24 protein-coding genes are annotated in these 26,469 nt (G+C 65.5%); 15 read left to right on the top strand and 9 right to left on the bottom strand.

Features of this window, described 5'->3' with window-relative positions; all coding sequences use genetic code 11:
- Positions 1–159 precede the first annotated feature (159 nt).
- The 9 genes from speB (at position 160) to E8F11_RS06685 (ending at position 8,715) form a co-directional block, all read left to right on the top strand.
- Complete coding sequence (speB, locus tag E8F11_RS06725; protein WP_280288060.1) at positions 160–1,119, top strand: agmatinase; 960 nt, start codon at positions 160–162, stop codon at positions 1,117–1,119.
- 8 nt (positions 1,120–1,127) lie between these two features.
- Positions 1,128–1,532 (top strand): nuclear transport factor 2 family protein, encoded by a 405-nt coding sequence (locus E8F11_RS06720; protein WP_280288059.1) that lies wholly within the window; start codon positions 1,128–1,130, stop codon positions 1,530–1,532.
- A 23-nt stretch (positions 1,533–1,555) separates the two neighbouring features.
- Complete coding sequence (locus E8F11_RS06715; RefSeq protein ID WP_280288058.1) at positions 1,556–3,076, top strand: cytosine permease; 1,521 nt, start codon at positions 1,556–1,558, stop codon at positions 3,074–3,076.
- A 73-nt stretch (positions 3,077–3,149) separates the two neighbouring features.
- The gene (locus E8F11_RS06710; protein ID WP_280288057.1) at positions 3,150–3,974 is read left to right on the top strand and encodes a transporter substrate-binding domain-containing protein; all 825 of its coding nucleotides are present in this window, start codon (positions 3,150–3,152) and stop codon (positions 3,972–3,974) included.
- A gap of 78 nt (positions 3,975–4,052) precedes the next feature.
- Positions 4,053–4,796, top strand: coding sequence for an amino acid ABC transporter permease (locus tag E8F11_RS06705; protein ID WP_280288056.1), 744 nt, complete (start codon positions 4,053–4,055; stop codon positions 4,794–4,796).
- A 10-nt stretch (positions 4,797–4,806) separates the two neighbouring features.
- On the top strand, positions 4,807–5,538 hold the full coding sequence (locus E8F11_RS06700) for an amino acid ABC transporter ATP-binding protein (RefSeq protein WP_280288055.1): 732 nt from the start codon (positions 4,807–4,809) through the stop codon (positions 5,536–5,538).
- On the top strand, positions 5,538–6,260 hold the full coding sequence (locus E8F11_RS06695; RefSeq protein WP_280288054.1) for a class II aldolase/adducin family protein: 723 nt from the start codon (positions 5,538–5,540) through the stop codon (positions 6,258–6,260). Before E8F11_RS06700 ends, E8F11_RS06695 begins: the two co-directional genes overlap by 1 nt.
- Positions 6,261–6,368: 108 nt before the next feature.
- Entirely contained in the window at positions 6,369–7,748 is a 1,380-nt protein-coding gene (locus E8F11_RS06690) for a sodium:solute symporter (RefSeq protein WP_280288053.1), read from the top strand.
- Positions 7,749–7,989: 241 nt separating this feature from the next.
- On the top strand, positions 7,990–8,715 hold the full coding sequence (locus tag E8F11_RS06685) for an MBL fold metallo-hydrolase (protein WP_280288052.1): 726 nt from the start codon (positions 7,990–7,992) through the stop codon (positions 8,713–8,715).
- Positions 8,716–8,720: 5 nt separating this feature from the next.
- Here the strand turns inward: E8F11_RS06685 and E8F11_RS06680 are convergent, their stop codons facing one another.
- Together E8F11_RS06680 and E8F11_RS06675 are read right to left on the bottom strand one after the other, a co-directional pair.
- Positions 8,721–8,858 carry a PA1414 family protein gene (locus E8F11_RS06680; protein WP_280288051.1) on the bottom strand — a complete coding sequence of 46 codons (138 nt, stop codon included), beginning with the start codon at positions 8,856–8,858 and terminating at the stop codon, positions 8,721–8,723.
- 205 nt (positions 8,859–9,063) lie between these two features.
- Complete coding sequence (locus tag E8F11_RS06675) at positions 9,064–9,969, bottom strand: LysR family transcriptional regulator (RefSeq protein WP_280288050.1); 906 nt, start codon at positions 9,967–9,969, stop codon at positions 9,064–9,066.
- A gap of 108 nt (positions 9,970–10,077) precedes the next feature.
- Between E8F11_RS06675 and E8F11_RS06670 the strand changes: the two genes are divergently transcribed.
- A complete protein-coding gene (locus E8F11_RS06670; RefSeq protein ID WP_280288049.1) occupies positions 10,078–11,268 on the top strand; it encodes an MFS transporter in 1,191 nt (396 codons plus the stop codon).
- Between the two features lie 69 nt (positions 11,269–11,337).
- On the opposite strand, the gene E8F11_RS06665 is transcribed toward E8F11_RS06670, so the two are convergent.
- The 6 genes from E8F11_RS06665 to E8F11_RS06640 form a co-directional block, all read right to left on the bottom strand.
- On the bottom strand, positions 11,338–12,423 hold the full coding sequence (locus E8F11_RS06665) for an extracellular solute-binding protein (protein WP_280288048.1): 1,086 nt from the start codon (positions 12,421–12,423) through the stop codon (positions 11,338–11,340).
- Positions 12,420–13,460 (bottom strand): histone deacetylase family protein, encoded by a 1,041-nt coding sequence (locus E8F11_RS06660; protein ID WP_280288047.1) that lies wholly within the window; start codon positions 13,458–13,460, stop codon positions 12,420–12,422. Before E8F11_RS06660 ends, E8F11_RS06665 begins: the two co-directional genes overlap by 4 nt.
- Before the next feature lie 412 nt (positions 13,461–13,872).
- Positions 13,873–14,244: a hypothetical protein gene (locus E8F11_RS06655; RefSeq protein ID WP_280288046.1), complete on the bottom strand. Its 372-nt coding sequence runs from the start codon at positions 14,242–14,244 to the stop codon at positions 13,873–13,875.
- 569 nt (positions 14,245–14,813) lie between these two features.
- Entirely contained in the window at positions 14,814–15,833 is a 1,020-nt protein-coding gene (locus tag E8F11_RS06650) for an AraC family transcriptional regulator (RefSeq protein WP_280288045.1), read from the bottom strand.
- Positions 15,834–15,846: 13 nt separating this feature from the next.
- A complete protein-coding gene (aceK, locus tag E8F11_RS06645; protein WP_280288044.1) occupies positions 15,847–17,583 on the bottom strand; it encodes a bifunctional isocitrate dehydrogenase kinase/phosphatase in 1,737 nt (578 codons plus the stop codon).
- A 133-nt stretch (positions 17,584–17,716) separates the two neighbouring features.
- Positions 17,717–18,631, bottom strand: a complete 915-nt coding sequence (locus E8F11_RS06640; protein WP_280288043.1) for a LysR family transcriptional regulator — start codon at positions 18,629–18,631, stop codon at positions 17,717–17,719.
- Between the two features lie 107 nt (positions 18,632–18,738).
- Between E8F11_RS06640 and E8F11_RS06635 the strand changes: the two genes are divergently transcribed.
- The gene (locus E8F11_RS06635; protein WP_280288042.1) at positions 18,739–20,481 is read left to right on the top strand and encodes an amidohydrolase; all 1,743 of its coding nucleotides are present in this window, start codon (positions 18,739–18,741) and stop codon (positions 20,479–20,481) included.
- 103 nt (positions 20,482–20,584) lie between these two features.
- Positions 20,585–21,316 carry a TorF family putative porin gene (locus E8F11_RS06630; RefSeq protein WP_280288041.1) on the top strand — a complete coding sequence of 244 codons (732 nt, stop codon included), beginning with the start codon at positions 20,585–20,587 and terminating at the stop codon, positions 21,314–21,316.
- 157 nt (positions 21,317–21,473) lie between these two features.
- Here the strand turns inward: E8F11_RS06630 and E8F11_RS06625 are convergent, their stop codons facing one another.
- The gene (locus E8F11_RS06625) at positions 21,474–22,391 is read right to left on the bottom strand and encodes a LysR family transcriptional regulator (protein WP_280288040.1); all 918 of its coding nucleotides are present in this window, start codon (positions 22,389–22,391) and stop codon (positions 21,474–21,476) included.
- Positions 22,392–22,496: 105 nt separating this feature from the next.
- Between E8F11_RS06625 and E8F11_RS06620 the strand changes: the two genes are divergently transcribed.
- The 3 genes from E8F11_RS06620 to E8F11_RS06610 all read left to right on the top strand — a co-directional run bounded on the left by E8F11_RS06620 (position 22,497) and on the right by E8F11_RS06610 (position 26,208).
- Positions 22,497–24,239: an amidohydrolase gene (locus E8F11_RS06620; protein ID WP_280288039.1), complete on the top strand. Its 1,743-nt coding sequence runs from the start codon at positions 22,497–22,499 to the stop codon at positions 24,237–24,239.
- 101 nt (positions 24,240–24,340) lie between these two features.
- Positions 24,341–25,072: a TorF family putative porin gene (locus E8F11_RS06615; protein ID WP_280288038.1), complete on the top strand. Its 732-nt coding sequence runs from the start codon at positions 24,341–24,343 to the stop codon at positions 25,070–25,072.
- A 227-nt stretch (positions 25,073–25,299) separates the two neighbouring features.
- Entirely contained in the window at positions 25,300–26,208 is a 909-nt protein-coding gene (locus E8F11_RS06610) for a DMT family transporter (protein WP_280288037.1), read from the top strand.
- Positions 26,209–26,469 lie beyond the last annotated feature (261 nt).

Here is a 26,469-nt window from a genome sequence, read left to right as displayed (position 1 = left end):
ACAGGAACCAGTGCCCCTGTCGGCAGACCAGCAGTTTACCCGCTCCCGATAGTTTAGAAATCCTTGAAGTAATTATTTGCAGCCAGCGATTTTTCCGTGATGGCACTGTCACCAGAATCGCCCAACTACCTACAACCACAACAACCGTGAGGCCACCCCGTGGACAAGAAACTCCATCAGCCCCTGGGCGGCAATGAAATGCCCCGTTTTGGCGGCATCGCCACCATGCTTCGCCTGCCGCACATCCAGACCCCTGCCGAACTCGAAGCCCTCGACGCCGCCTTCGTCGGCGTGCCGCTGGACATCGGCACCTCCCTGCGTTCCGGTACCCGCTTCGGCCCCCGCGAAATCCGCGCCGAATCGGTGATGATCCGCCCGTACAACATGGCGACCGGCGCCGCGCCCTTCGATTCGCTGAACGTGGCCGACATCGGCGACGTGGCCATCAACACCTTCAACCTGCTGGACGCCGTGCGCATCATCGAAGAGGCGTACGACAAGATCCTCGGCTACGGCATCGTCCCGCTGACCCTGGGCGGCGACCACACCATCACCCTGCCGATCCTGCGTGCCATCCACAAGAAGCACGGCAAGGTGGGCCTGGTGCACATCGATGCCCACGCCGACGTCAACGACCACATGTTCGGCGAGAAGATCGCCCACGGCACTACCTTCCGCCGCGCGGTGGAAGAAGGCCTGCTCGATTGCGACCGCGTGGTGCAGATCGGCCTGCGTGCCCAGGGTTACACCGCCGAGGACTTCAACTGGAGCCGCAAGCAGGGCTTCCGCGTGGTCCAGGCCGAAGAGTGCTGGCACAAGTCGCTGGAGCCGCTGATGGCGGAAGTCCGCGAGAAAGTCGGCGGTGGCCCGGTCTACCTGTCCTTCGACATCGACGGCATCGACCCGGCCTGGGCGCCCGGCACCGGCACCCCGGAAATCGGCGGCCTGACCACCATCCAGGCGATCGAGATCATCCGTGGCTGCCAGGGCCTGGACGTCATCGGCTGCGACCTGGTCGAGGTTTCCCCGCCCTACGACACCACCGGCAACACCTCGCTGCTGGGCGCCAACCTGCTCTACGAAATGCTCTGCATCCTGCCGGGCGTCGAGCGCCGCTGAGAGCAGACATGAGCGAACAGCACGTACTGGAGGCCGCCAGCTCGCTGGTGGCCGCCTTCGCCGCGAACGATACCGAAGCCTACTTCGCCGCCTTCAGCGAGGACGCCAGCTTCGTCTTCCACACCTGCGAGCAGCCGCTGCCCAACCGCGCGGCCTACCGCGAGCTGTGGGACAGCTGGCAGCAGGACGGCTTTGCCGTGCTGGCGTGCCAATCCCTCAACCCCGTGGTGAGCCTGCAGGGCGATGTGGCGATTTTCTACCACGACGTCGCCACCCGCCTGCGCATCCAGGGTGAAGAAATAGAAAGCCGCGAACGGGAGACCATCGTCTTCCGCCGGCAACAAGAAAGTGGCCGCTGGTTGGCCTGTCACGAGCACTTGTCGGCGATGCCGGAGCAGCTGCCGCAAACCTGACGAGGCTCCCCGGGAGAGAACACATGAATAACAACAACAATGATCACGCAGTAACCCGAATCGAAACCCACGGCGTCGAGCAGATTCCCGACGCCGAACGGGATGCCGGTCCCCTGGACCTGTTCCGCCTGATCTTCGGCGGCGCCAACACCTTTGCCACCGCCGTGCTCGGCAGCTTCCCGGTGCTCTTCGGCCTGTCCTTCGAGGCGGGCGTATGGGCCATCCTGCTGGGCGTGCTGGTGGGTTCGCTGATCCTCGCCCCCATGGGCGTGTTCGGCGCAATCAATGGCACCAACAACGCGGTGTCCTCGGGTGCGCACTTCGGCGTGCATGGTCGTATCGTTGGTTCATTCCTCTCCCTGCTCACCGCCATCGCCTTCTTCTCGCTGTCGGTCTGGAGCTCCGGTGACGCCTTGGTGGGCGGTGCCAAGCGCCTGTTCGAGCTGCCGGAAACCGACCTGACCCTGGGCCTGGCCTACGGCCTGTTCGCCGTGCTGGTCCTGGCGGTGTGCATCTACGGCTTCCGCTTCATGCTGCTGGTGAACAAGGTCGCCGTGTGGGCCGCCAGCGTCATGTTCCTGCTGGGCATCTTCGCCTTCGCTGGCCCCTTTGACGCCGCCTACGCCGGTTCCGTGAACCTCGGCCAGGAAGGCTTCTGGGCCGCCTTCATCGGCGCCGCCCTGCTGGCCATGAGCAACCCGGTGTCCTTCGGTGCCTTCCTCGGCGACTGGTCGCGCTACATCCCGCGCCAGACCTCCAAGCAGCGCATCATGCTGGCGGTGATCGCCGCGCAGTTCGCCACCCTGATCCCCTTCCTGTTCGGCCTGGTCACCGCGACCATAGTCGCCGTGCAGGCACCGGACTACATCGCCCAGAACAACTACGTCGGCGGCCTGCTGGCGGTGTCCCCGACCTGGTTCTTCCTGCCCGTGTGCCTGATCGCGGTGATTGGCGGCATGTCCACCGGCACCACCTCGCTCTACGGAACGGGCCTGGACATGTCCAGCGTCTTCCCACGCCTGCTCAACCGCGTACAGGCCACCGTGATGATCGGCGTGCTGTCGATCGGCTTCATCTTCATCGGTCGCTTCGCCTTCAACCTGGTGCAGAGCGTGTCCACCTTCGCCGTGCTGATCATCACCTGCACCAGCCCCTGGATGGTGATCATGATCCTCGGCCTGATCATCCGCCGCGGCTTCTACTGCCCGGACGACCTGCAGGTCTTCACCCGTGGCCAGTCCGGCGGCCGCTACTGGTTCACCAATGGCTGGAACTGGCGCGGCATGGGCGCCTGGATCCCGAGTGCACTGGTCGGCCTATGCTTTGTGAACCTCCCGGGCCAATTCGTCGGCCCGCTTGGCGAGCTGGCCGGTGGCATCGATATCAGCCTGCCGGTCACTCTGGGCACGGCCGCCCTGCTGTACCTGGTACTGCTGGCGATCTTCCCGGAACCGGCCGCCATCTACGGTCCCAAAGGCCCGCGCTGGGTCCCCTCGGGCAAGACTTCCCAAGCGTCCGCTCAGGGTTCCCCTGAAGCTGCGTAACAACGAAATAGCTCCACTTTATTGCGACTGCCTACAACAACAACCAATGCAAAACGCCTTGAAGGAGTTAACGATGACCAAACGTTCGCTGAAACTGCTCGCCCTTGCCGGCCTGTGCGCCGCTACCCTCGGTGGTGGCGCGATGGCCGCCGACGGCAAGCCTTCGTTCGTGAGTTCGGGAAGTTTCCAGGTCTGCTCCGACCCGACTTTCCCGCCGCTGGAGTTCTTCGAGAAGACCGGTGATCGCGAGCCCAGCGGTTTCGACACCGACCTGATCCGCGCACTGGCCAAGCACTGGGGCGTGAAGCCGCGCTTCATCGTCACCGAGTTCACCGGCCTGCTGCCAGGCCTGGAATCCAAGCGCTGCGATGCGGTCATCAGCGGCACCCTGATCACTCCCGAACGCACCCAGAAGCTGAACGCAGTTCCGTACCTGGCCAGCGCCACCATCGTCTTCGGCAGCGGCAAGGGCGACATCAAGCTCAATTCCCTGGATGACCTGTCCGGCAAGGTGGTGGCGGTGCAGTCCGGCACCCGCTACGTGACCATCATGGAAAAGCTCAACGCTGACCTGAAGGCCGCCGGCAAGACCCCGGCCGTACTGCAGACCTACCCCAAGGGCAGCGACGTGGCCCAACAGGTACTGGTCGGCCGCGCCGCCGCCGGCCTGTCCCAGGACACCGAACTGGCCTACCGCGAACTGCAGACTCCCGGCCAGTTCAAGACCCTTTATGCCTTCCCCGAGAAGGACATCTTCGGCGCCTACATGCGGCCGAACCCGGAAGACCAGCAGGCCGTCCAGGACGCCGTGTCTGCACTGAAGGCCGATGGAACCCTGAAGGCCATCGCCGAGAAATGGAAGCTCGATCCAGCCAACCTGGAAACCGCCGCCCAGTAAGCAAGGCCCGCAACCGGCCCCTCTCCCGCACGCGGGAGAGGGTGCAACGGCACGCTTCCATTCACGCAGGACACGTACATGAACTTCGATGTGACTGTCTTCTGGGACGCCCTGACGTCCTGGCACTTCTTCCGCGGCGCCTGCATCACCTTGGTGCTGGCGCTGGTGTCCCACTCGGTGGGCATCCTGATTTCCATTCCCTGCGCCCTGGCCCTGGACGGCCCGCCAGCCGTCTGGCGCACTACCCTGCGCGCCGTGCTCAGCGTCTTCCGCGGCGCCCCCACCCTGCTGCAGCTGCTGTTCGTCTGGAACGCCCTGCCGCAGTTCTTCCCGGCTTTCCGTGAAGAGTGGTTCACCCCCTTCATCGCCGCCTGGATCGCCCTCTCCATCAACGAGGCCGCCTACCAGGTGGAGATCAACCGCGCCGCCCTGCAGGCCGTGGACAAGGGCCAGTACGCCGCCGGCCATGCCCTGGGCCTGTCGCGCTGGCATACCTTCCGCTACGTCATCCTGCCCCAGGCCGCGCGTATCGCCGTGCCGCCGACGGCCAACGAATTCATCACCCTGCTGAAGATCACCTCGCTGGCCTCGGTCATCTCCCTGCAGGAGCTGATGGCGGTGACCTCGCAGACGGTCTCCACCACCTTCCAGTTCTCCGAGTACTACGCCGTAGCCCTCGTCTACTACCTCGCCATGGTCTACACCCTGACCTGGCTGCAGAGCGGCCTCGAACGGCGCCTGTCGTGGGATGCCCACGGTAGCGCCAGCAGCAAATCCGTCGGCCTGGTGCAGCGCACCCTGGCCCGCATGCGCCGTATCTGAGGAGCCCGACATGAACGAAATCATCCGTCTGCAGAACGTCGGCAAGCACTACGACGATTTCCAGGTGCTGCAGGGCATCAACCTTTCCGTGCGCCAGGGCGAGAAGATCGTCATCTGCGGCCCGTCGGGCTCCGGCAAGTCGACCCTGATCCGCTGCATCAACCGCCTCAATCCCCACGACAGCGGCACCATCACCGTGGAAGACCAGGACATCTCCACCAAGTCCGGCAGCGACCACGTGCGCCGCGAAGTGGGCATGGTGTTCCAGAACTTCAACCTGTTCCCGCACATGACGGTGCTGGACAACTGCACCCTGGCGCCGATGAAGGTCCGCGGCATGTCGCGCAAGGATGCCGAGGAACTGGCCCTGCGCTACCTCAACCGGGTGCACATCGGTTCCCAGGCGCACAAGAAGCCCGGCCAGCTCTCCGGCGGCCAGCAGCAGCGCGTGGCCATCGCCCGCGCCCTGTGCATGAACCCCAAGGTGATGCTGTTCGATGAGCCCACCTCGGCGCTGGACCCGGAAATGGTCGGCGAAGTGCTGGAGGTGATGACCGAACTGGCCCTGGACGGCATGACCATGCTCTGCGTGACCCACGAGATGGGCTTCGCCCGCAAGGTGGCCGACCGCGTGGTGTTCATGGATGCCGGGCAAATCGTCGAGACCGCCAGCCCGGCCGAGTTCTTCGACAATCCCCAACACCCGCGTACCCGCGCCTTCCTGTCGCAGATCCGTCACTGATGAACGCACAAAACGAAGCCATCCTGCGCCGGGACCTGGCGGCCGCCTACCGGCTGGCCGCCCTGTTCGGCTGGGACGACACCCTCTACACGCACTTCTCGGTGCGCCTGCCGGGCGTCGAGCCGCGCTTTTTGATCAACCCCTTCGGGCTCATGTTCGAGGAGATCCGCGCCAGCGACCTGATAGTGGTGGACATGCACGGCCGCGTGGTGGAAGGCAATGCCGACTACAACGTCGCCGGCTTCACCATCCACAGCGCGGTGCACATGGCCCGCGCCGACGCCCACTGCGTGGTCCACACCCATACCCTGGCGGGCATGGCGGTGGCCGCGGCGGACAACGGCCTGGCCCAGCTCAACCAGATCAGCGCCGAGTTCCACCAGCGCGTGGGCTACCACACCTACGAAGGCATCGCCCTGGACCTGGGCGAGCGCGATCGCCTGGTGGCATCCCTGGGCGACAACATCGCCCTGATCCTGCGCCACCACGGCCTGCTCAGTGTCGGTGCCAGCGTCGCCGATGCCTTCTACGTCATGTACTACCTGAACAAGGCGTGCGAGATCCAACTCGCCGCCTCGACCTTGCGCGGCATCCGCGAGATGCCGAACGAGCTCAGCGTGCACGCCTGTGAACAGTTCCAGGCCTGCGAGTGGCAGCGCCAGCTGGTCTGGGAAGCCTGGCTGCGCAAGCTCGAACGCGAGTGCCCCGAATACAAGGACTAGGAAAAGCGGGATTGCTTTGAAACGGCGCAGTGTGAAGCGTTGCGCGCCTTGCAACACCTGTCGCGGTTCTACGAGCCGCGGCAACAACAATAGAAAGAGAGACCTGAAATGGCTTTGGATATTTTCGTAGTACTGATCTATGCCGCTGGCATGCTGCTGCTCGGCTGGTACGGCATGCGCCGCGCCAAGTCCCATGAGGACTTCCTGGTGGCCGGGCGCAACCTGGGCCCGGCCTTCTACATGGGCACCATGGCCGCTACCGTACTCGGCGGCGCCTCCACCGTCGGCACCGTACGCCTGGGCTACGTTCACGGCATTTCCGGTTTCTGGCTCTGCGCCGCCCTGGGCGCGGGCATCATCGTGCTCAACCTGTTCCTCGCCAAGCCGCTGCTGAAGCTGCGCATCTTCACCGTCACGCAGATCCTCGAGCGCCGCTACAACCCCATGGCGCGCCAGGCCAGCGCGGTGATCATGTTCGCCTACGCGCTGATGATCGGCGTCGTCTCCACCCTGGCCATCGGCACCGTGATGGAAGTGCTCTTCGGCCTGCCCTTCTGGGTGTCCGTCCTGCTCGGCGGCGGCGTGGTGGTGGTCTACTCCACCATCGGCGGCATGTGGTCCCTGACCCTGACCGACATCGTCCAGTTCATCATCAAGACCGTGGGCCTGATGTTCCTGCTCCTGCCGATCTGCCTGTACCGCGTGGGCGGCTGGGACGAGCTGGTGGCCAAGCTGCCGGAAACCGCCTTCAACTTCACCACCATCGGTTACGACACGATCATCACCTACTTCCTGATCTACTTCTTCGGCATCCTCATCGGCCAGGACATCTGGCAGCGGGTGTTCACCGCACGCAGCGAGGGCGTGGCCAAGTACGCCGGCACCGTCGCCGGTGTCTACTGCGTGATCTACGGCCTGGTCGGCGCCCTGATCGGCATGTGCGCCAAGGTGCTGCTGCCTGACCTGGACAACGTCAACAACGCCTTCGCCGCCATCGTCCAGGCGTCCCTGCCGGATGGCATCCGCGGCCTGGTGATCGCCGCCGCCCTGGCCGCGATGATGTCCACCGCCAGCGCCGGCCTGCTCGCCGCCTCCACCACCATCTCCGAGGACCTGCTGCCCAAGCTGCGCGGCGGCAAGGAATCCACCCTGGGCATCAGCCGTCTGTTCACCCTGCTCACCGGCATCGCCGTGCTGGTCATCGCCCTGATCGTCAACGACGTGCTCGGCGCCCTGACCCTGGCCTACAACCTGCTGGTGGGCGGCATGCTGATCCCGCTGCTGGGCGCCGTCTACTGGAAGCGCGCCACCACCGCCGCCGCCATCGCCAGCATGTTCCTGGGCTGCATCACCGCCCTGGTGTTCATGTTCACCGACGGCCTCGAGGCCAACACCCCGATCTACTACAGCCTGGCCGTAGGCCTGGTGAGCTTCGTGGTGGTCAGCCTGCTGTCCCGCCGCCCGGAAGCGGCCGGAGAACTGGCCTGATATGCACTGCCGCCTCTCCCGGGGCGGCCTTGACGCCCCGGTGCGGCCCTGCCGACCGGGGCTTTTTTTCGTCCCGCGGAGCAGGGCTGCTCTTCGTGGGGGCGAATTCATTCGCTAAGGGTGGCAACGCCGCCCCACTAGGGGTTCCATGGCAGACCTTCGGTCTGCTTAGCGAATGAATTCGCCCCCACAAGTGCCATCCTGCTGCCAATCAGCGCCAATACACTGCAAGGAGCACCCCATGAAAATCGTCAGCCGCGACCAATGGTTCGAAGTCGAGCACCGCTACGACGGCATCAGCCTGATCAGCGAGCCCTACGTGCGGCCCTTCTACCGTTGCAACCTCTGGCACGTGCAGGGCCGCGACCGGGACCTGCTGATCGACTCCGGTTCCGGCCTGGTCAGCCTGCGCGAGCAACTGCCCTGGCTCACCCAGCGCCCCTTGCTGGCGGTGGCCAGCCACACCCACTTCGACCATATCGCCGGCCACCACGAGTTCCCCGAACGTCTGGTGCACCCGGCAGAAGCGGACATACTGGCCGCCCCCACCGGGGCCAATACCCTGGCGACGGATTTCGTCGGCGATGAGATGTTCGAGGCGCATCCGGACTGTCCGCTGTGCTACGCCGAGTACCGCGTGAAGGCGGCGCCGGCGACGCGGCTGATCGATGAAGGGGATTTCCTGGATCTGGGTGATCGGGTGCTGGAAGTGCTGCATACCCCCGGCCATTCACCGGGCGGCATCAGCCTGTGGGAAGCGAAGACGGGCACCCTCTTCAGCGGCGACATCATCTACGACGGTCCCCTGGTCGATAATGCCTACCATTCGAACCTGGACGATTACGCGAAAAGCCTCGCACGGTTGCGCGACCTTCCGGTGCGCACCGTGCACGGTGGCCATTTCCCCAGTTTCTCCGGTGAGCGCCTGCGCGAATTGGCGGACAACTGGCTCAGGGCTCACGGATAAACCGGTTACTGCCTCTGGCGGCGCTGCTCGACGAGACGGCGCTGCTCTTCACTACGGACGGGAATGGGTTGCAGGCGCGGTGCCTCGATGAGGCCCAGCGCGACACCCAGCTGCCACATCCACGCTTCTAGCCGCTTCTTCATGCTTGACCCCCTTTCCTGGGACGTTGGGCGGGTGGCCCGTGCTTCTTGGGCCACCCTAGTCAGGAGCTTAGTTGCTCCGGGCAAGATCAAAAATACGCCCCGACGAAAATTCCCTGCTGATCTGGGTCAAGCCGCCGAACGGTATCTGGGAAAATGCCTACGCACGTGCTCCGACTCTCGGTGGATCGATAGAGCAAGACTCACCTTACGAATTCGTTGCAGCCGCGACTTGGGTCGGGCCGCTCGCCGCTTGCAGGCGGCCCTGCTGCAAATCGATCCAGGCCCGCAGGTTGGCGCCGAGCATGCCCTTGCGCCACATCAGCCAGGTGGTGGTGCGGTTGAACGGCGCCGCCAACTGGTGCACCCGCACCTCGTCACGGCCCGGCAGGCTTTCCAGCATCGAGCGCGGCACCAGGGCGATGCCGCCGCCGGCGATCACGCAGGCCAGCATGCTGTGGTAGGACTCGATCTCCATGGGCGGCGCCATGGGCACCCGCGATGCGACGAACCAGGCCTCCAGACGGCGGCGGTAGGAACAGCTCTGGCGGAAGGCGTAGACCTCCAGTCCGGCCACGTCCTGGGCCGACTGCACCGGCCCGTGGGCGGCCTCGGTGATCAGCACCATTTCCTCCTCGAACATTGGCAGGCCGTCCAGCTCGGCGAATTCCAGCGGACCATCCACCAGGGCCGCGTCCAGGCGGCCGCCGAGCAGGCCTTCCAGCAGTTCGCCGCTGGGCGCGGTCTGCACCTGCAGGTTCACCGCGGGCCAGCTGCGGTGGTAGCTCACCAGCATGGGCGGCAAGTGGATGGCGGCGGTGCTGAACATGGAGCCGATGACGAAATCCCCCGCCGGCTCGCCGCCACGCAGCGCTGCCTCGGCCTCGGCCTGCAGGGCGAACATGCGCTCGGCGTAGCCCAGCAACACCTTGCCCGCTGGCGACAGCTGCAGGCGCTGGCGCTCGCGCAGGAACAGCTCGACGCCCAGGGCGTCCTCCAGTTGGCGCAAGCGCGTGGACAGGTTCGACGGGACCCGGTGCAGGCGGCTGGCCGCACGGGTGATGGAGCCCTCTTCGGCCACGGCCTGGAAGATACGGAGCTGGCTGAGTTCCATGGCGATACCATTCACATTTAATGAAGAAGTATTTCTTTTTTATTCGTTTTTAATGAACACATCCAGCCCCTAGCATGGAAATCCGATGACCAGCTCCGGAGAATCGCCATGCCCACGCTGATCCGCCTGCTCGCCTGCTTCCTCGCCCTGATGGTCGCCATGGGTGTCGGCCGTTTCGCCCTCACCCCGCAACTGCCGCACCTTATCGCCGAAGGCCAGGTGAGCCTGACCGGCGCCGGGCTGGTGGCGGCGGCCAACTACCTGGGCTACCTGGTCGGCGCCCTGGATGCCCTGAATGCCCGCGCGCCGCGCCAGTCCCGCCTGCGCCTGATGCTTGGCCTCTGGGCCTGCGTGCTGCTGACCCTGGCCTCGGTGCCGGCGGAAGGCCTTTGGCCTCACGCCCTGCTGCGCTTCGGCCTGGGCGTCGCCAGCGCCTGGGTGCTGGTGGTGGTCACCGGCCTCAGCCAGCGCATCGCCGTCGAAGCCGGCAGGCCGCGCCTGGGCAGCCTGGTGTTCGCCGGCCCTGCGTTCGGGGTGATGCTGACCGGCCTCATGGCGCTGGGCCTGAACCTGCATGGACAAGGTTCCGCCGTTATCTGGCTGGCCTTCGCCGCCGTGGCACTGGTCCTTTCCCTGGTCACCCAGCCACTGCTACCCAGCCCGCGACCAGCCGTTGCGGCCACTACCCTGCCCCCGCAGGAACGCCCGCACGCCCTGAATGCCCTGCTCGCTGCCTACAGCTTGGTGGGCCTGGGTTACATCATTCCTGCCACCTTTCTTTCGCAGATGGCCGCCGCGCGCTTCCATGGGCAGTGGCAGGCGGACCTGTTCTGGCCTGCCTTCGGCCTGGCGGCGGCCATAGGGGTCGTGCTGGTCAGCCTGCGCCGGCAGCGCCCCGGTGGTACCCGGCACTGGTTGGTGGTGGTGCTCTGGCTTCAGGCCCTGGGTACCCTGGCCTGCACCCTGCCGGGCATGCCCGGGCTGGCGCTGGGCGTCGCGCTGACCGGCGGGCCCTTCCTGGCTGGTATGCAGTTGGTGATGCAGTACGCGCGGGAGCTGGACCCGCAGGGGCACCAGCGCAATGTCGGCTTGCTGACCGCGGGATTCGCCCTGGGACAAATGCTGGGGCCCTTGCTGGCGGCGGTGAGCAGCCACCTCAGTGGCGGCCTGGAAGCGGCGCTCTATGTGGCGGGGGCGGGATTGTTGCTGGCGGGTGGGTTGCTGGTAAGCCGTGCTGCTGAACCTGTGGGGGCGAATTCATTCGCTGAGCAGGCCGCAGGCCTGCCCCAAAAAGGTTGAGGGGCTGCTACGCAGCCCTTTGCGAATGAATTCGCCCCCACAAAGAGCAGGCTCCAACGAGGAAAGGTCCTAGGTCCCGGTCCTGATCTTGGTCCAGGTGCGGGTACGGATGCGCTCCAGCTTCGGCGGCAGCATCTCCACCGAGAACAGCTTGGCCTGTACCTCGACCGGCGGATAGACGTTGGGATTGTCGCGTAGCTCCGCCGAGATCAGCTTGTCCGCCGCCTGGTTGGGGTTGGCGTAGGCCACGTGGTCGGAGATGGGCGCCACCACTTCCGGGCGCAGCAAGTAGTTGAGGAAGGCGTGGGCCTGCTCGACGTTCTTCGCGTCCTTCGGAATGGCCAGCACATCGAACCAGGCCGCGGTGCCTTCCCTGGGAATGCGGTACTCCACCTTCACCCCGTTGCCGGCCTCCCGCGCGCGCGCCGCCGCCTGCATGGCGCCGCCGGACCAGGCGAGCGCCACGCAGACCTCGCCATTGGCCAGATCGGTGACGAACTTGGACGAGCTGAAGTAGGTGATGCTCGGCCGCAGTTTCGCCAGGTGCTCCTCGGCCTTCCTGTAGTCCTCCGGGTTGTGACTGTTGGGCGGCAGGCCCAGGTAATGCAGCACTTCCGGAATGACCTCGGTGGGCGCGTCGAGGAAGGCCACGCCGCACTCCTTGAGCTTGGCCAGGTTGTCCGGGTTGAAGATCAACTCCCAGGAATCCACTGGCGCGTTCTCGCCCAGCACCGCCTTCACCTTGTCGACGTTGTAGGCGATGCCGTTGGTGCCCCACATGTAGGGCATCACGTACTGGTTGCCCGGGTCCTTGGCGGCCAGCACCTTGAGGAGCGCCGGATTGAGGTTCTTCCAGTTCGGCAGCTTGCTCTTGTCCAGCGGTTGGAACACGCCCGCCTTCATGTAGTTGGGCAGGAAGCCGTCGCTGGGCACCACCAGGTCGTAGCCGGAGTTGCCGGAAAGCAGCTTGGCCTCCAGCACTTCGTTGCTGTCGTAGACGTCGTACTGGGGCCTGATGCCGCTGTCGGCCTGGAAGTTCTTCAGGGTGTCCGGGGCGATGTAGTCGAACCAGTTGTAGATGCGCACCACGGGCTCGGCGGCGGCATTCAGCGAGACGCCCAGCAGGGCACCCGCGAGCAGGATGCGAGTCTTCATCTGGCCGCTCCTTCGTAGCCCTGGAGCACGTTGACCGCGTTCACGCCGATGGCTTCCACCGCGTAGCCGCCTTCCATGATGAACAGGGTCGGCAGGCCGAGTGCGGCGATGCGCTGGCCCATGCGGATGTAGTCCGGCGAGTCCAGCTTGAACTTGGAGATGGGGTCGTCCTTGTAGGTGTCCACACCCAGGGAGATCACCAGGGCGTCCGGCGCGTAGGCCGCGATCTTGCGGCAGGCGTCGTCCAGGGCGGCAGACCAGCCGTCCCAATCGGTGCCATGGGGCAGCGGGTAGTTGTGGTTGAAGCCGGCGCCCGCGCCTTCGCCGCGCTCGTCGGCATGGCCCAGGTAGTAGGGGTATTCCACCAGCGGGTCGCCGTGGATGGAGGCGAAGAGCACATCACTGCGCTCGTAGAACAACTCCTGGGTGCCGTTGCCGTGGTGGTAGTCGACGTCGAGGATGGCGACGCGCCTGGCACCCTGGTCGAGGAAGGCCTGGGTGACGATGGCGGCGTTGTTGAAGAAGCAGTAGCCGCCCATGAAATCGCTGCCAGCATGGTGCCCCGGCGGACGGCAGAGGGCGAAGGCGGTGTTGGCGCCCTGGCGCATGTGGTCCTGGGCGGTCAGCGCCACCTGGGAGGAGCTGTACACGGCCTGCCAGGTGCCAGCGGTGATGGGCGCCTCGGTGTCGAAGCAGTAGTGGCCGAGCTGGCCATGCAACGCTGTGGGGATGGGCCCGTCGCGGCGCAAGCGGCGCGCCGGGAAGGTGGTCGGCAGCAAGTCGCAGCTGTGGCCTTCGGCAGCCCAGCGGCCCCAGGCGCCCTTGAGGAACTCCACATAGGCGGCGTCGTGCACGCGCAGGATGGGCTCCAGGCCGAAGTCCTTCGGCTCGATCACCTCGCCGATTGCCTGCTGGCGAACCCGCGCCAGCACGGTGTCCGCGCGGCTGGGCATCTCGAAACAGGGCTGGAGCTTGCCATCGACCAATTCCGACTGGCCGAAGTGGAGACGGTGATCGTCGCTGTAGACGGTCAGCATGGAGGGCACCTCATCTGGGTCTTGTTATTGATGGAGGGATTCTGCGCGGGACAGGGGTTGGTTGCGCAGTGGTGGCGGCGGCCAATAGGGGATCGATGTGGCCAACATGAATGGCCGGCAATCCCGTCTTGATCTTGCATTCGTAGGTTGTGGCTGAGCTACGCGAAGCCCAACATCGTGGCAGATCGGCAACTCCGCTGTTGGGCTTCGCTACGCTCAGCGGCACGCCGCCCGGCCCAACCTACGAACTGCGCGCGGCGAGAGCTGCGGCGTGGCGGCATTGTGGGGGCGAATTCATTCGCTAAGGGCAGCGCAGCTGCCCCCCTGAGGCCACACGAGGCGAACCTGCGGTCCGCTTTGCGATTGAAATCGCCCCCACAGGGGTTTTGGTGAGCACCGCTCTACGGCGCAATCACGGGGACAAGGCCCGCTGAACGTCGTGAGCCAACTCCGCATCCGGGCTTGCGATACTCAGGCTCGTTGCCTGGAACTCACCCATGATCGGCAGCGCGCGAGACAAATCGCGGCCATTCAGGGACACCGACAGCAACGCTCCACGATGAGCGTTCAGGAAGTCGGCCAACGACGCCGCGCAAGCATTATTCAGTTCCACTTGCACATAGGCCCGCCGTTCCTGGTCCTGCAAGACCGTGGACTTCTCGACGCATTGGCGGGTGAGCAGGTAATCCTTGTCGCCGACGTTGAACAGAACCCCTTCAGAAGTCGAAGAAGCGCAGCCCGAAACGACAAGTACAAGTAGCGGTAGAAAGAGAAGCGCCTTCATCTTGCCCTCTCAGTAAACAGTGACAGTAATGACCTGCCCCAAGCTGTGACTTCTGAACCTGATCCGGGAAACACAGGCGCAGATGCCGCTGGTGAAGAAGTGGGTACCTGGTCCCACCACTATGTCGCTCGACTCTATCCCTCCTTGGAACTAACGAATCTCAGCGTCAAAAGTCGAGGACCCGGAGGACGTGTCGAAATCGACTTTGTAAGAGATCGGTCCCCCCATCTGTTCGGCGATTACCACCCAAGGGCCCCCGACTCCGGTGGGCGGTGCCCAGCCTTCCAACCTTTTCATGACATCTCCTTTACTTCGTTGCACAAAGGAGATGAACCATGCCAGAAGGACCTCGGAGCCGAAGCGGGCCTGTAGCAGCTTCCGAAAATTCCCGGCATCAAAAGGTCAATGAGCACCTGCAACTTCGTCCGGGCTACGAGGCTGCGAGCGGCATTGTGGGGGCGAATTCATTCGCTAAGGGCAGCGCAGCTGCCCCCGTGACGCCACTTAGGGCAAACCTGCGGTCCGCTTTGCGATTGAAATCGCCCCCACAGATTCCCAGCCCCCTTCCACTACCCCCGAAAATGACTCGGCGGCTGCCCGCTCCAACGCTGGAAGGCGTGGCGCAGGCTGGCGGTTTCGCTGAAGCCGAGTTCCTCGGCGATTCGGTAGATGGGGATATCGCCCTGCTGGAGCATTTCCTTGGCGCGGGTGAAGCGCAGTTCGTCCAGCAGTTGCTGGTAGCTGGTCTGCTGCTGGGCCAGGTGGCGGCGCAGGCTGCGGGAGGAGCAGTTCATCTGCTTGGCCAGCTCGTCCAGTCCCGGCGGGGCCTGCAGGCGGACTTTGATCAGGCCGCGCACGCGCTCCAGCCAGGCGCGGCGGGCGGCGAATTCGACGTTCTGCCGCCGGCATTGCTCGAGCATTTCCTTGTGCGTCACCGGGTCGGCCAGCGGCAGGCGGCGCGTCAGCCAGGCCGCGTCGAAGCCGATGGCGCTGCGGCTTGCGGCGAACTCCACCGGACAACCGAAGCCACGGGCGTAGGGTCGCGCCATGCCGCTGGCGGCCGGGTAGTCCAGCTGTACCGCGTGCAACGGCAGCTGCTGGCCCAGCAGGTCGGCGAAGATGACCTTGAGCGAACCCAGGCACAGCTCGGTATTGAAGGGCCGCAAGGCTTCGTCTTCGCTGTAGCCGGCTGCGGTCAGCCAGACGGTTTCGCCTTCCTGTTCCAGGGCCAGGCGGAAGTAGGTGCCAAGCAGCACCGGGTAACTGAGGCCAATGCGCAGGGCCTCGCCGAAGGTCGGCGCGGAGAGCATGGCGTAGCCCAGCAGGCCATAGGCGGAGATGCGCGTGCGCAACCCCAGCACCAGCCCCAGGGCCGGGCGCGGCGCCAGGCGCGCGGCGTTGGCGTAGACCTGCTGCTCCTGCTCGGGGTTGACCAGGCGTTGCAGCTCGCCGAGGTCCTGCTCGCTGATGCCGCTGCCGGCCAGCACGTCGCAGGCGGCTATTCCCTCCTCCTGCAACAACGCCACCGTCAACGCCGACATGTGCAGCGAGTTCAGCCAGGTGGCGCGGGTGAAGACATGTTCGACCATAGCGGCTCCAGCCTTACTGGATGGCCTCCGTCAGTTCCCGTTCCTGGCGCCGGTAGGGGAAGACGTCGATCACCTTGCCGGAGCGGATGGCGTCCTGCAGGGTCTTCCAGTACGCGGCGTCGTAGAGGTCGCCATGCAGCTTGGCGAACAGCCGGCGCTGCTTGAGGTCGGCGAAGAGAAAGCGCGGGAACTCCTCGGGGAACACGTCGTTGGGCGCCACCGAGTACCAGGGCTCGGCGGACATCTCGTCTTCCGGGTATCGCGGCGGCGGGATGACACGGAAGTTCACCTCGGTGAGGTAGCTGATCTCGTCGTAGTCGTAGAACACCACGCGGCCGTGGCGGGTGACGCCGAAGTTCTTCAGCAGCATGTCGCCGGGGAAGATGTTGGCCGCCGCCAGTTGCTTGATGGCCAGGCCGTAGTCGTAGAGCGCCTCGTGCATCTGGGCCTCGCTGGCGCTTTCCAGGTAGATGTTCAGCGGGGTCATGCGGCGCTCGGTCCAGCAGTGGCGGATCAGTACCACGTCGCCTTCCAGGGCCACCGTGGACGACGCCACTTCCAGCAACTCGGCCAGGCACTCCGGCTCGAACTTGGATCTCGGGAAGCGGAAGTCGGCGAACTCCTGGGTATCGGCCATGCGCCCCACCCGGTCGACGTTCTTCACCAGGCGGTACTTCTCGATCACGGTGTTGCGGTCCACCGTCTTTGCGTGGGCGAAGCGGTCCTTGATCACCTTGAACACAGTGTTGAAGCCCGGCAGGGTGAATACGCTCATCACCATGCCGCGCACGCCCGGGGCCATGATGAAGCGGTCGTCGGTGTTGGCCAGGTGGTTGATAAGGGCGCGGTAGAACTCCGACTTGCCGTGCTTGTAGAAGCCGATGGAGGTGTACAGCTCGGCGATGTGCTTACCCGGCAGGATGCGCTTGAGGAAGCCGACGAACTCGGCCGGTACCGCCACGTCCACCATGAAATAGGAGCGGGTGAAGGAGAAGATGATCGAGACTTCCGCTTCATCGGTGATCAGCGCGTCGACCTGGATGCCGCGGCCTTCGCGGTGCAACAACGGGATCACCAGCGGCCACTGTTCGTCGCGGGTGTAGATGCGCCCCACCAGGTAGGCGCCCTTGTTGCGGAACAGCGGCGCGGCGAAGAGTTCGATGCACAGCTCCGGGTCCTTGCACACCCAGTCCGGCAGGTTCTCGCGCAGCTGGACCTCGAGGCGCCCGAGGTCGCCGGCGCGGTCATCGTAGGGCACGTCGAAGCGGTAGTCGTCGAGGATCGCCGACAGTACCGCGTGCAACCGGCCTTCGGGGCGGTAGCTGCGAGTCTGCGGCGCGCGCTCGTGGGCGCGCAGGGATGGCCGGGTGGTATGGATGAACATGCAGCCGTCGCTGATCAGGTCGTGGCTGAACAGGCTGCAGAAAATCGAGTTGTACCAGGTCTCGGACAGCTCATCGTCCAGGCGCAGGTCGATCAGGTCGATGTAGGCGCTCTTCACCAGGGGCCAGAGCTGCACGTCCAGCAATTCGTCCGTCGCATAGACGCCGCGCAGCCGCGCACTGGTTTCACTGACCTTCACCTCGTAGAGGGCGATCCGCTCGGCCGCCGCCTCCTGGGTAGCCGGCCACTGCGCCTGTTCGAAGCGGGCGCGGGCGCCATCGGTGATCTGGCGGAAATGCTCACGGTAATCGTCGAAGCCTTCGAGGATCAGTCGGGCGATGCCTTCGGCCGGCCATTGCTGCGCCATGGAGTTGTTCTCGGCTGCGGGAACGGGAAAGGCGAGCTTAGCCAGAGGGCGCGGCGAAAAAAAGCGTCGGTCGGGTACTTTGGCCGGGGCAAAGAAATTTGTGAAGTCCCCAGAGCCTTGAGGCACGGCTCCCTCAGGCAATCCCCTTCTCCCGCATGTAGCCTTCCAGCATCTCGATGAACACCCGCACCTTGCGGGTGCGCCGGCGGTGGGCGAGGTAGAGGACATGGACCCAGGGGCCGAAGGCATCGGGTTCCAGCAGGTACTCGGGCATCACCCGCACCAGCTGGCCGCTGGCCAGGTAGGGTTCGGCGCTCCAGCGCGGAAGCACCTGCAGGCCATGGCCGCGCAGCAGGCAGGCGAGCAGGAAGTCGTAGTTGTCGCTGGCCATTCGCGGTACGGGCTGGGCCACGCGGATGCGCTCCTCGCCCAGACGCAGCCACCAGAAATGCCGGTTGAGCAATGGATGCTGGAACATCAGCCAGTCATGCTGCTGGTAGGTCTCCAGCGACACTTCGATGCCCTTGCGCTCCAGATAGGCCGGGCTGCCGCAGAGGTAGATGCGGTTCTCGGTCAACGGCCTGGCGATCAGCCCCGGCAGGTCGGTGGGGCCGTCGCGCAAGGCGAGGTCGTAGCCGCCGTCGATCAGGTCGACGAAGGCGTCGTTCAGGTCCACTTCCAGCCTTACCTGGGGATGCTCGCGCATGTAACGGCAACAGACGTCCTGCAGGAAGGCCGGGCCGAACGACGGCGGCGCGGTGAGGCGCAGGGTGCCGCGCAGTTCGTGCTGCAACTGGTCCACCTCCTCCCCCGCCAGCTGCAACTGCATCAGCGCCTGGCGTGCGCCCTCCAGGTAGATGTGCCCGGCCTCGGTCAGGGCCATGCGCCGGGTGGTGCGCTCGAACAGGCGCACGCCCAGCTCGGACTCCAGGTGGCCCACCGCCTTGGTCAGGGCCGAAGGCGTCTTGCCCAGTTGCTCGGCGGCACGGCTGAAGCTGCCGTATTCGGCGGTGGCGACGAACATGGTGAGGGCGCTGAGCTTGTCCAAGGATCTGTTCCGGTTCGGCACAAAAGTTGTGCGGAAAGATAGCATTCTGCTGTCCGGCCGGCTTGGTTAGGCTCAGCGCCATTCCAACAAAAATCAGAAGGCATCCGATGAAACCCTTAGCCCCTACCCTGATCGCCGCTGCGCTGGCCTGTGCCTCGATGGAAAGCATGGCCGCGGTGGATCTCATTCTTCACAACGCCAAGGTCTACACCGCCGAACCCGGCCAGGCCCTGCAACAGGCCGTGGCGGTGGAGGACGGCAAGCTCCGCGCCGTCGGCAATGACGCCGAGGTGCTGCGACTGAAGGAGGCCGGCACCCGAGTGATCGACATGGGCGGCAAGGTGCTGATGCCGGGCTTCGTCGACTCCCACTCCCACGCCGTGATGGGCGGGCTGGAGCTGGCCTCGGCCAACGTCGACACCCATCTCCTGCCCATGGCCGAACTGGAGCAACGCCTGCGCCAGTGGCGCGACAACGGCAAGGCACGCCACGGCGACATCCTCAGCGTCGGCGGCCTGCCTTCGGCGTACTGGAGCCAGGTGGCAGAGTTCGAGCAGCGCTTCAACCAGGGCGAATGGGCAGAGGTGCCGATCGTCTTCGTCGGCTGGGACCACCACACCGGCTGGGCTAACCGGGCCATGCTGAAACGCGCCGGCATCGACGCCACTACAGTGAAAGCCCTCACCGGCGAACAACTGGCCACCATCGGCCACCACCCGGACAAGCGTCCCAACGGCTTCCTCGCCGATGCTGGCCTGGACCCGGTGCTGGCGCAGTTCCCCCAGGCCACCGCCGAGCAATTGCTGGAAGCCGGCCGCGCCGCCCTGCGCTACAACCTCAGCCTGGGCATCACCGCCTGGATGGACCCGGCCGCCAACGCCGCGCCGGGCGAGCCGCTGTTCGACTTCAAACCCACCGCCCAGACCCTCGGCATCCTCCCGGTATACAAGGCCATGGCCGAGAAGGGTGAGCTGAGCGCCCACGTCGCCGCGTTGCTGGTGGCCCATCCCAAGAGCACCCCGGCCGACCTGGACACCCTGGACAAGGTGCGCCAGCAGTTCCAGGGCCTGCCCAACCTGAGCCTGCCAGGCATCAAGATCTTCGCCGACGGCGTGCCCGAATACCCGGCGCAGACCGCGGCCCTGCTGGAGCCCTACAAGAACTCGCAGAAGTACGGCGAGCTGCTGATCGACCCGGCGCACTTCGGCGACCTGGTCAGCGCGGCCGATGCCCGTGGCTGGCTGGTGCACATCCACGCCATCGGCGACCGCGCGGTGCGCGAGTCCCTCAATGGCATCGAGCAGGCGCGCAAGGATCGGCAGAGCGGCATCACCCACTCAGTCACCCACCTGCAGATGGTCAACCCGAAGGAGTTCGCCCGCTTCAAGCCGCTGGGAGCGATCGCCTCCATGCAGCTCTACTGGGCCAGTGCCGACGACTCCACCATGGACCTGGTGCAGCCCTACATCAGCGCCATGGCCTTCCAGTACCAGTACCCGGCCCGCTCGCTGTTGAAGAACGGCGCCACCATCGCCGGCGCCAGCGACTGGCCGGTGACCACGCCCGAACCCTGGAAGGCCATCTACCAGGCCGTCAGCCGCAAGGGACCGAAAGGCGTGCTCAACGCTGCCGAAGGCATCGACCGCCAGACCATGTTCCAGGCCTACACCCTCAACGCCGCCCGCACCATCGGCCTGGACCAGCAGATCGGCTCGCTCAAGCCTGGCAAGCAGGCCGACCTGATCCTGCTGGACCGCGATGTGTTCGAGGTCGAGCCCGAAGCACTGCGCGATACCCGGGTGCTCAAGACCTGGTTCGCCGGCCGCGAAGTCTTCGAAGCCACTCTCTAAGCAGCACAACCCTTGCTCCACACCCAGCCTCCGCGTTCGTGCGGAGGCCGGGCGGAGCCTTGCCCGCACCTGCCCGAACAATCACAACAACGGGAACCACTCGATGAAACGCTTCACCCTCCTCGCCCTTGCCCTGGCGCCCCTCGCCAGCCAGGCCGTGCAGCTGAACGACGACTTTTCCCTGCAGGTCGACCTGACCCTGGCCAGCGACTACCGCACCCGCGGCATCTCCCAGACCCAGAACGACCCGGCGGCCCAGGCCGGCGCCACCCTGCTGCACTCCAGCGGCCTCTATGCCGGCGTCTGGACCTCCAACGTGGACTTCGGCCTCGACCTCAAGACCCGCCAGGAAGTGGACTACTACGCCGGCTGGTACTGGCAGGCCACGGACGAGGTGAGCCTGGACGCGGGCTACGTCAAGTACGCCTATCCGAAGGAGAGCCAGTTCAACCAGAGCGAGGTCTACGCCATCCTCGGCGCCTATGGCTTCAAGCTCGCCGCCTACTACTCGGACGACGCCACCAACGTCTTCGGCGAACAGCAGGACATCCTCTACAGCTATGTCAGCTACGAAACCGCCCTGCCCCTGGATGTGGGCCTGAAGCTGCGTTACGGGCGCAACGACTTCAAGGACCCGATGTTCTGGTCCGCCAGCGGCGAAAGCACGGAGGACTACCACGAGTGGGAAGCCAAGCTGACCCGCGATTTCCTCGGGGTGACCTGGGGCGTCGCCTACGTCGACACCGACCTCTCCGAGTCCGAATGCGCCAGCTACTACGGTTTCACCGATGTCTGCAGCGCGACCTGGGTGGCGAGTGTGAGCAGGAGCTTCTAGCGCCGCGCAAGCCACTGTGGGGGCGAATTCATTCGCTAAGGGCTGCGCAGCAGCCCAATTGTTAGCCACACGGGCAGTCCTGCGGACTGCTTAGCGAATGAATTCGCCCCCACAATGTTGTGCCCCACAAGGGCATTCCCCACAACGAACCGATCCATCACGCCAACCCCCGCTCCTCCAGGTGCCTGGCCAGATAATCGATGAAGGCCAACACCTTGCCGGTGGCGCGGCGGTGGCTGGGATAGACGGCCAGGATCTGCGGGCCGAAGGCGTCGGGGTCGATCGCATAGTCGGCCATCAGGCGCACCAGGCGCCCGTCAGCGATGTACGGCGCGGCACTCCACAGCGGCACATGGAGCAGGCCGCAACCGGCCAGGGCGCTGGCCAGCAGCAGGTCGTAGTTGTCGCTTTCCAGCCTCGGCGATGTGGGCTGCAACAGGCTCAGGCGCTGGTCGTCCTTCTCCACCCACCAGTAGGTGCGGCTCAGGGCGGCATGGCGGTAAAGCAGCCAGTCATGCTGATCGAGGGTTTCCGGGGTCACCGGCAGCGGCTTGCGGGCCAGGTAGGCGGGACTCGCGCAGAGCGCCAGGCGGTTGCGCCCGACCACCTTGGCGATCAGCCCCGGCAGGTCGCCGCGTCCTTCGCGCAGGCCCAGATCGTAGCCGCTTTCCACCAGGTCGACGAAGGCATCGCACAGGTCGACCCGCAATTGGATCTGCGGGTATTCGGCGAGGAAGCCGGCGCAGACTTCATCGAGAAAGGCCCGGGCAAACGCCAGCGGCGCGGTCAGCCGCAGGCTGCCGTAGAGGCCGTGCTGCAGCTGGCCGATCTCCTCGCCCACCTCGTGCAGGCGCTGCAGCACCTGTCGAGCGGTTTCCAGATAGAGCCGCCCGGCTTCGGTCAGCACCGTGCGCCGCGTGCTGCGCTCGAACAGGCGCACACCGAGTTCGGCCTCCAGGTGGCTGACCGCCTTGGTCAGGGCCGAGGGCGTCTTGCCCAGCCGTTCGGCGGCGCGGCTGAAACTCCCCTGCTCCGCGGTGACGACGAACATGGTGATGGCGCCAAGCTTGTCCATGGTTTTTCCATTCAGGAAAAAGGGTTTTGCGCGATACGGGCGTTCTGCCGGCCCGGGCCAGCCGTTAGTCTCGCTGCCAGCTCAATAAAAACAAGGGGTTTCCCAATGAAAGGCTACGCTCCAACCCTGCTGGCCCTGGCGCTGGCTTTTTCCTCGATGGAGTCCATGGCGGCGGCCGACCTGGTGCTGCTCAACGGCAAGGTGTTCACCGCCGAGCCTTCCCAGCCGATGGCGCAAGCCATGGCGGTGGCCGACGGCAAGGTACTCAAGGTCGGCAGCGATGCCGAGATCAGGGCCCTGGCCGATGCCTCGACCCAGGTCATCGACCTGGCCGGCAAGCGCCTGATGCCGGGGCTGGTGGACAGCCATTCGCATGCCATCTTCGGCGGCCTTGAGCTGGCCTCGGCGAACATGGCCGACGAACAGGTGGAACTCGCGGAACTGGAAAAACGCCTGCGCGCCTGGCGCGACGATGGCAGCGCCCGCCACGGCGATGTGCTGAACGTGGCCGGCATGAGTTCCACCTACTGGAGCCAGGCCGAGGGCCTCGGGCAGATCTTCAACCGGGGCGAGTGGGCCGACGTGCCGGTGGTCTTCAGCGGCAGCGACCACCATACCGGCTGGGCCAACCAGGCCATGCTGAAACGCGCCGGTATCGACGCCAGGCTGGTCGCCTCCTTGCCGGAGGCCGAGCGCGGCACCATCGGCCTGGGCAAGGACGGCAAGCCCAACGGCTTCACGGTCGACGCCGGTTGGGACCGCATCGCCGCCGCGTTGCCGGCCGCCAGCGCGGAGGAACTGCTGCGCGCCGGCGAGGCCGCGGTGAAGTTCAACAACAGCCAGGGCATCACCGCCTGGATGGACCCGGCAGCCAATGCCGCCCCGGGCGAACCGGTGTTCGCCCTGAAACCCACGGAAAAGACCGTTGGCGTACTGCCGGTGTACAAGGCGCTGGCCGAGAAGGGTGAACTGAACGCCCATGTCGCCGCCCTGCTGGTGGCCAACCCGAAGAGCACCCCGGCCGACCTCGAAACGCTGGACAAGGTGCGCCAGCAGTTCCAGGGCGTGCCCAACCTGAGCCTGCCCGGCATCAAGGTGTTCGCCGACGGCGTGCTGGAGTACCCGGCGCAGAGTGCGGCGCTGATCGATCCCTACACCAACTCCCACAAGCAGGGCGAACTGCTGATCGACCCGAAGCACTTCGGCGAGCTGGTCAGCGCGGCGGACGCCAGGGGCTGGCTGGTGCATATCCATGCCATCGGCGACCGCGCGGTGCGCGAATCCCTCAATGGCATCGAGCAGGCGCGCAAGGACCGCCAGAGCGGCATCGCCCACTCCATCACCCACCTGCAACTGGTCAACCCCAAGGAGTTCGCGCGGTTCAAGCCGCTGGACGTGACCGCGTCGATGCAGCTGCTCTGGGCCTCGGGCGACGATTACACCCTGGACATGGTCAAGCCCTATGTCAGCGCCTTCGCCTTCCGCTACCAGTACCCGGCGCATTCGCTGCTGCAACAGGGCGCGAGCATCGCCGGCGCCAGCGACTGGCCGGTGTCCACGCCCAATCCCTGGCAGGCGATCTACCAGGCGGTGACCCGCGAAGGGCCCAAGGGCGTGCTCAACGCCGACGAACGCATTGACCGCCAGACCATGTTCCAGGCCTACACCCTGAATGCCGCCCGCGCCATCGGCCTGGACAAGCAGATCGGCTCGCTCGCGCCCGGCAAGCAGGCTGACTTCATCATCCTCGACCGCGACGTGTTCAGCGTCGACGACAAGGCCCTGGCCGAAACCCGCGTGCTCGAAACCTGGTTCGCCGGCCGCGAAGTCTTCAGCGCCGCCCTCTAAGTACAAGCCCCCTGCTCCGCGCTCCGCTCCCGCCCTTCAGGCGGGGGACGGGCGGAGCCTTGCCCGCATCCGCCATAACAATCACAACGACGGGAACCACCATGCGCCGCATCACCCTCCTCGCCCTGACCCTGGCCCCCCTAGCCTGCCAGGCCCTGCAACTTTCCGACGACTTCACCCTGCAGATCGACCTCAACCTGGCCAGCGACTACCGCACCCGTGGCATCTCCCAGACCCAGAACGACCCGGCGGCCCAGGCCGGCGCCACGCTCATCCACAGCAGCGGCCTGTACGCCGGCGCCTGGACCTCCAACGTGGACTACGGCTTCGGCCTCAAGACCCGCCAGGAAGTGGACTACTACGCCGGCTGGTACTGGCAGGCGACCGATGCGGTGAGCCTGGACCTGGGTTACCTGAAGTACACCTATCCCAGGGAAAGCCAGTTCAACCAGAGCGAGGTCTACGCGATCCTCGGCGCCTACGGCTTCAAGCTCGCCGCCCAATATTCCAACGACGCCTCGAACATCTTCGGCGAGAAGCAGGACACGCTCTACAGCTACCTCGCCTACGAAACCCGCCTGCCGCTGGAACTGGGCCTGGAACTGCGCTACGGGCGGATGGACTTCAAGGACCCGATGTTCTGGTCCACCAGCGGCGAAAGCGAAGACGACTACCACGAATGGGAAGCCAAGCTGACCCGCGACTTCGTCGGCGTCACCTGGGGCCTCGCCTACGTCGACACCGACCTCTCCGAAGCGGAGTGCGCCAGCAACTTCGGCTTCACGGACGTCTGCACCGCGACCTGGGTGGCCAGTGTGAGCAAGAGCTTCTAGCGCCGCACAATCCACTGTGGGGGCGAATTCATTCGCCAAGGGCTGCGCAGCAGCCCCATGGAAGCCACAAGGGCAGACCTTCGGCCTGCTTGGCGAATGAATTCGCCCCTACAAGGAAGGCCACCGCCCTGCCGTTGAAACTGTGCCGCCAATTTGAAAGCAAGTTGTGGATTGCGCCGCCGTCCGGGCGGCGTCATCGTGCGCGCTCTCGTCGCAAGGAGCTGCCCATGAAACCCGCCGACCTCCTCCGCCTGCTGAGCCTTGCCGCCATCTGGGGCGCCAGCTTCCTGTTCATCCGCATGCTGGTGCCGGAAATCGGCGCCCTGCCCACGGCCTTCCTGCGGGTGCTGCTGTCGGCCATCGGCCTCGCGGTGATCCTCGCCTTTTTGCGCAGCAACTGGGATTTTCGCGGCAAGCTGGGCAAGACCCTGGTGATCGGCATCGTCAGCTCCGGGGTTCCTGCAGCCATGTATGCCTTGGCGGCGAAGGTGCTGCCGGCCGGTTATTCGGCCATCTTCAACGCCACCACGCCGCTGATGGGCGTGCTGATCGGCGCGCTGTTCTTCAGCGAGAAGCTGACCGGCGCCAAGGCGGCCGGGGTGCTGATGGGCCTGGCCGGGGTGGCCGTGCTGACCCGCACCGGGCCGGTGGCCTTCGACGCTCAACTGCTCTGGGGCGCCGCCGCCTGCCTGGTGGCGACCACCTGCTACGGTTTCGCCGGCTTCATGACCAAGCGCTGGATCACCGAGGCCGGCGGCATGGACAGCGGCCTGGTGGCGTTCGGCTGCCAGATCGGCGCGACGCTCTGCCTGCTGCCGGTGTTCGCCTGGGACGCCCCGGCCATGCCCCTCGCGCCCCTGCTGGAACCCGGGACCTGGCTGGCCCTGGCGGCGCTGGGGTTCCTCTGCACCTCCTTCGCCTACATCCTCTATTTCCGCCTGATCGCCAATGTCGGGCCGGTGAAGACCATGACCGTGACCTTCCTGATCCCGCCCTTCGGCGTGTTCTGGGGTGTGTTGCTGCTCGATGAGTCGGTGTCCATGGCGCACCTGCAAGGCGGCGTGCTGATCGCCCTGGCGCTGTGGCTGGTGCTCAAGCCGGCGGCGGTGCCGGCTGCGGCGAAATCGGCGGGTTGAAACAGAGGTCGGGCGATTGGTGTAGGGGCGAATTCATTGGCTATGTCTGCATTAAGTGTTGCTAGAACGTCCTGAGCCGAGTTGCTTATCGAGTGGGCTGCGAGTCCCTGTTTCGCCTCCCGGCGAGTTTCTTTTGGCAGTCGCCCCAAAAGAAACCAAAAGGGCTTGCCCCTGCATCCGGCCCGACTTCGTCGGGTGCCCTCGCTCCATCGTTGCTCCGGGGGCCCGGCGTGAGGGGCCATCCATGGCCCCGCACGCCTC

The organism is Pseudomonas sp. BN417 (assembly GCF_029871205.1).
In the GTDB taxonomy this organism is placed as follows: domain Bacteria; phylum Pseudomonadota; class Gammaproteobacteria; order Pseudomonadales; family Pseudomonadaceae; genus Metapseudomonas.
Note: the sequence above shows the minus strand (reverse complement) of the source record. Positions and strands in the feature narration are given on the sequence as shown.

Bases quoted from the DNA above. Each gene is read 5' to 3' on its own strand.
- E8F11_RS06720 (WP_280288059.1), top strand. From the start codon at position 1,128: ATGAGCGAACAGCACGTACTGGAGGCCGCCAGCTCGCTGGTGGCCGCC.
- E8F11_RS06715 (WP_280288058.1), top strand. From the start codon at position 1,556: ATGAATAACAACAACAATGATCACGCAGTAACCCGAATCGAAACCCAC.
- E8F11_RS06710 (WP_280288057.1), top strand. From the start codon at position 3,150: ATGACCAAACGTTCGCTGAAACTGCTCGCCCTTGCCGGCCTGTGCGCC.
- E8F11_RS06705 (WP_280288056.1), top strand. From the start codon at position 4,053: ATGAACTTCGATGTGACTGTCTTCTGGGACGCCCTGACGTCCTGGCAC.
- E8F11_RS06700 (WP_280288055.1), top strand. From the start codon at position 4,807: ATGAACGAAATCATCCGTCTGCAGAACGTCGGCAAGCACTACGACGAT.
- E8F11_RS06695 (WP_280288054.1), top strand. From the start codon at position 5,538: ATGAACGCACAAAACGAAGCCATCCTGCGCCGGGACCTGGCGGCCGCC.
- E8F11_RS06690 (WP_280288053.1), top strand. From the start codon at position 6,369: ATGGCTTTGGATATTTTCGTAGTACTGATCTATGCCGCTGGCATGCTG.
- E8F11_RS06685 (WP_280288052.1), top strand. From the start codon at position 7,990: ATGAAAATCGTCAGCCGCGACCAATGGTTCGAAGTCGAGCACCGCTAC.
- E8F11_RS06680 (WP_280288051.1), bottom strand. From the start codon at position 8,858: ATGAAGAAGCGGCTAGAAGCGTGGATGTGGCAGCTGGGTGTCGCGCTG.
- E8F11_RS06675 (WP_280288050.1), bottom strand. From the start codon at position 9,969: ATGGAACTCAGCCAGCTCCGTATCTTCCAGGCCGTGGCCGAAGAGGGC.
- E8F11_RS06670 (WP_280288049.1), top strand. From the start codon at position 10,078: ATGCCCACGCTGATCCGCCTGCTCGCCTGCTTCCTCGCCCTGATGGTC.
- E8F11_RS06665 (WP_280288048.1), bottom strand. From the start codon at position 12,423: ATGAAGACTCGCATCCTGCTCGCGGGTGCCCTGCTGGGCGTCTCGCTG.
- E8F11_RS06660 (WP_280288047.1), bottom strand. From the start codon at position 13,460: ATGCTGACCGTCTACAGCGACGATCACCGTCTCCACTTCGGCCAGTCG.
- E8F11_RS06655 (WP_280288046.1), bottom strand. From the start codon at position 14,244: ATGAAGGCGCTTCTCTTTCTACCGCTACTTGTACTTGTCGTTTCGGGC.
- E8F11_RS06650 (WP_280288045.1), bottom strand. From the start codon at position 15,833: ATGGTCGAACATGTCTTCACCCGCGCCACCTGGCTGAACTCGCTGCAC.
- aceK (WP_280288044.1), bottom strand. From the start codon at position 17,583: ATGGCGCAGCAATGGCCGGCCGAAGGCATCGCCCGACTGATCCTCGAA.
- E8F11_RS06635 (WP_280288042.1), top strand. From the start codon at position 18,739: ATGAAACCCTTAGCCCCTACCCTGATCGCCGCTGCGCTGGCCTGTGCC.
- E8F11_RS06630 (WP_280288041.1), top strand. From the start codon at position 20,585: ATGAAACGCTTCACCCTCCTCGCCCTTGCCCTGGCGCCCCTCGCCAGC.
- E8F11_RS06625 (WP_280288040.1), bottom strand. From the start codon at position 22,391: ATGGACAAGCTTGGCGCCATCACCATGTTCGTCGTCACCGCGGAGCAG.
- E8F11_RS06620 (WP_280288039.1), top strand. From the start codon at position 22,497: ATGAAAGGCTACGCTCCAACCCTGCTGGCCCTGGCGCTGGCTTTTTCC.
- E8F11_RS06615 (WP_280288038.1), top strand. From the start codon at position 24,341: ATGCGCCGCATCACCCTCCTCGCCCTGACCCTGGCCCCCCTAGCCTGC.
- E8F11_RS06610 (WP_280288037.1), top strand. From the start codon at position 25,300: ATGAAACCCGCCGACCTCCTCCGCCTGCTGAGCCTTGCCGCCATCTGG.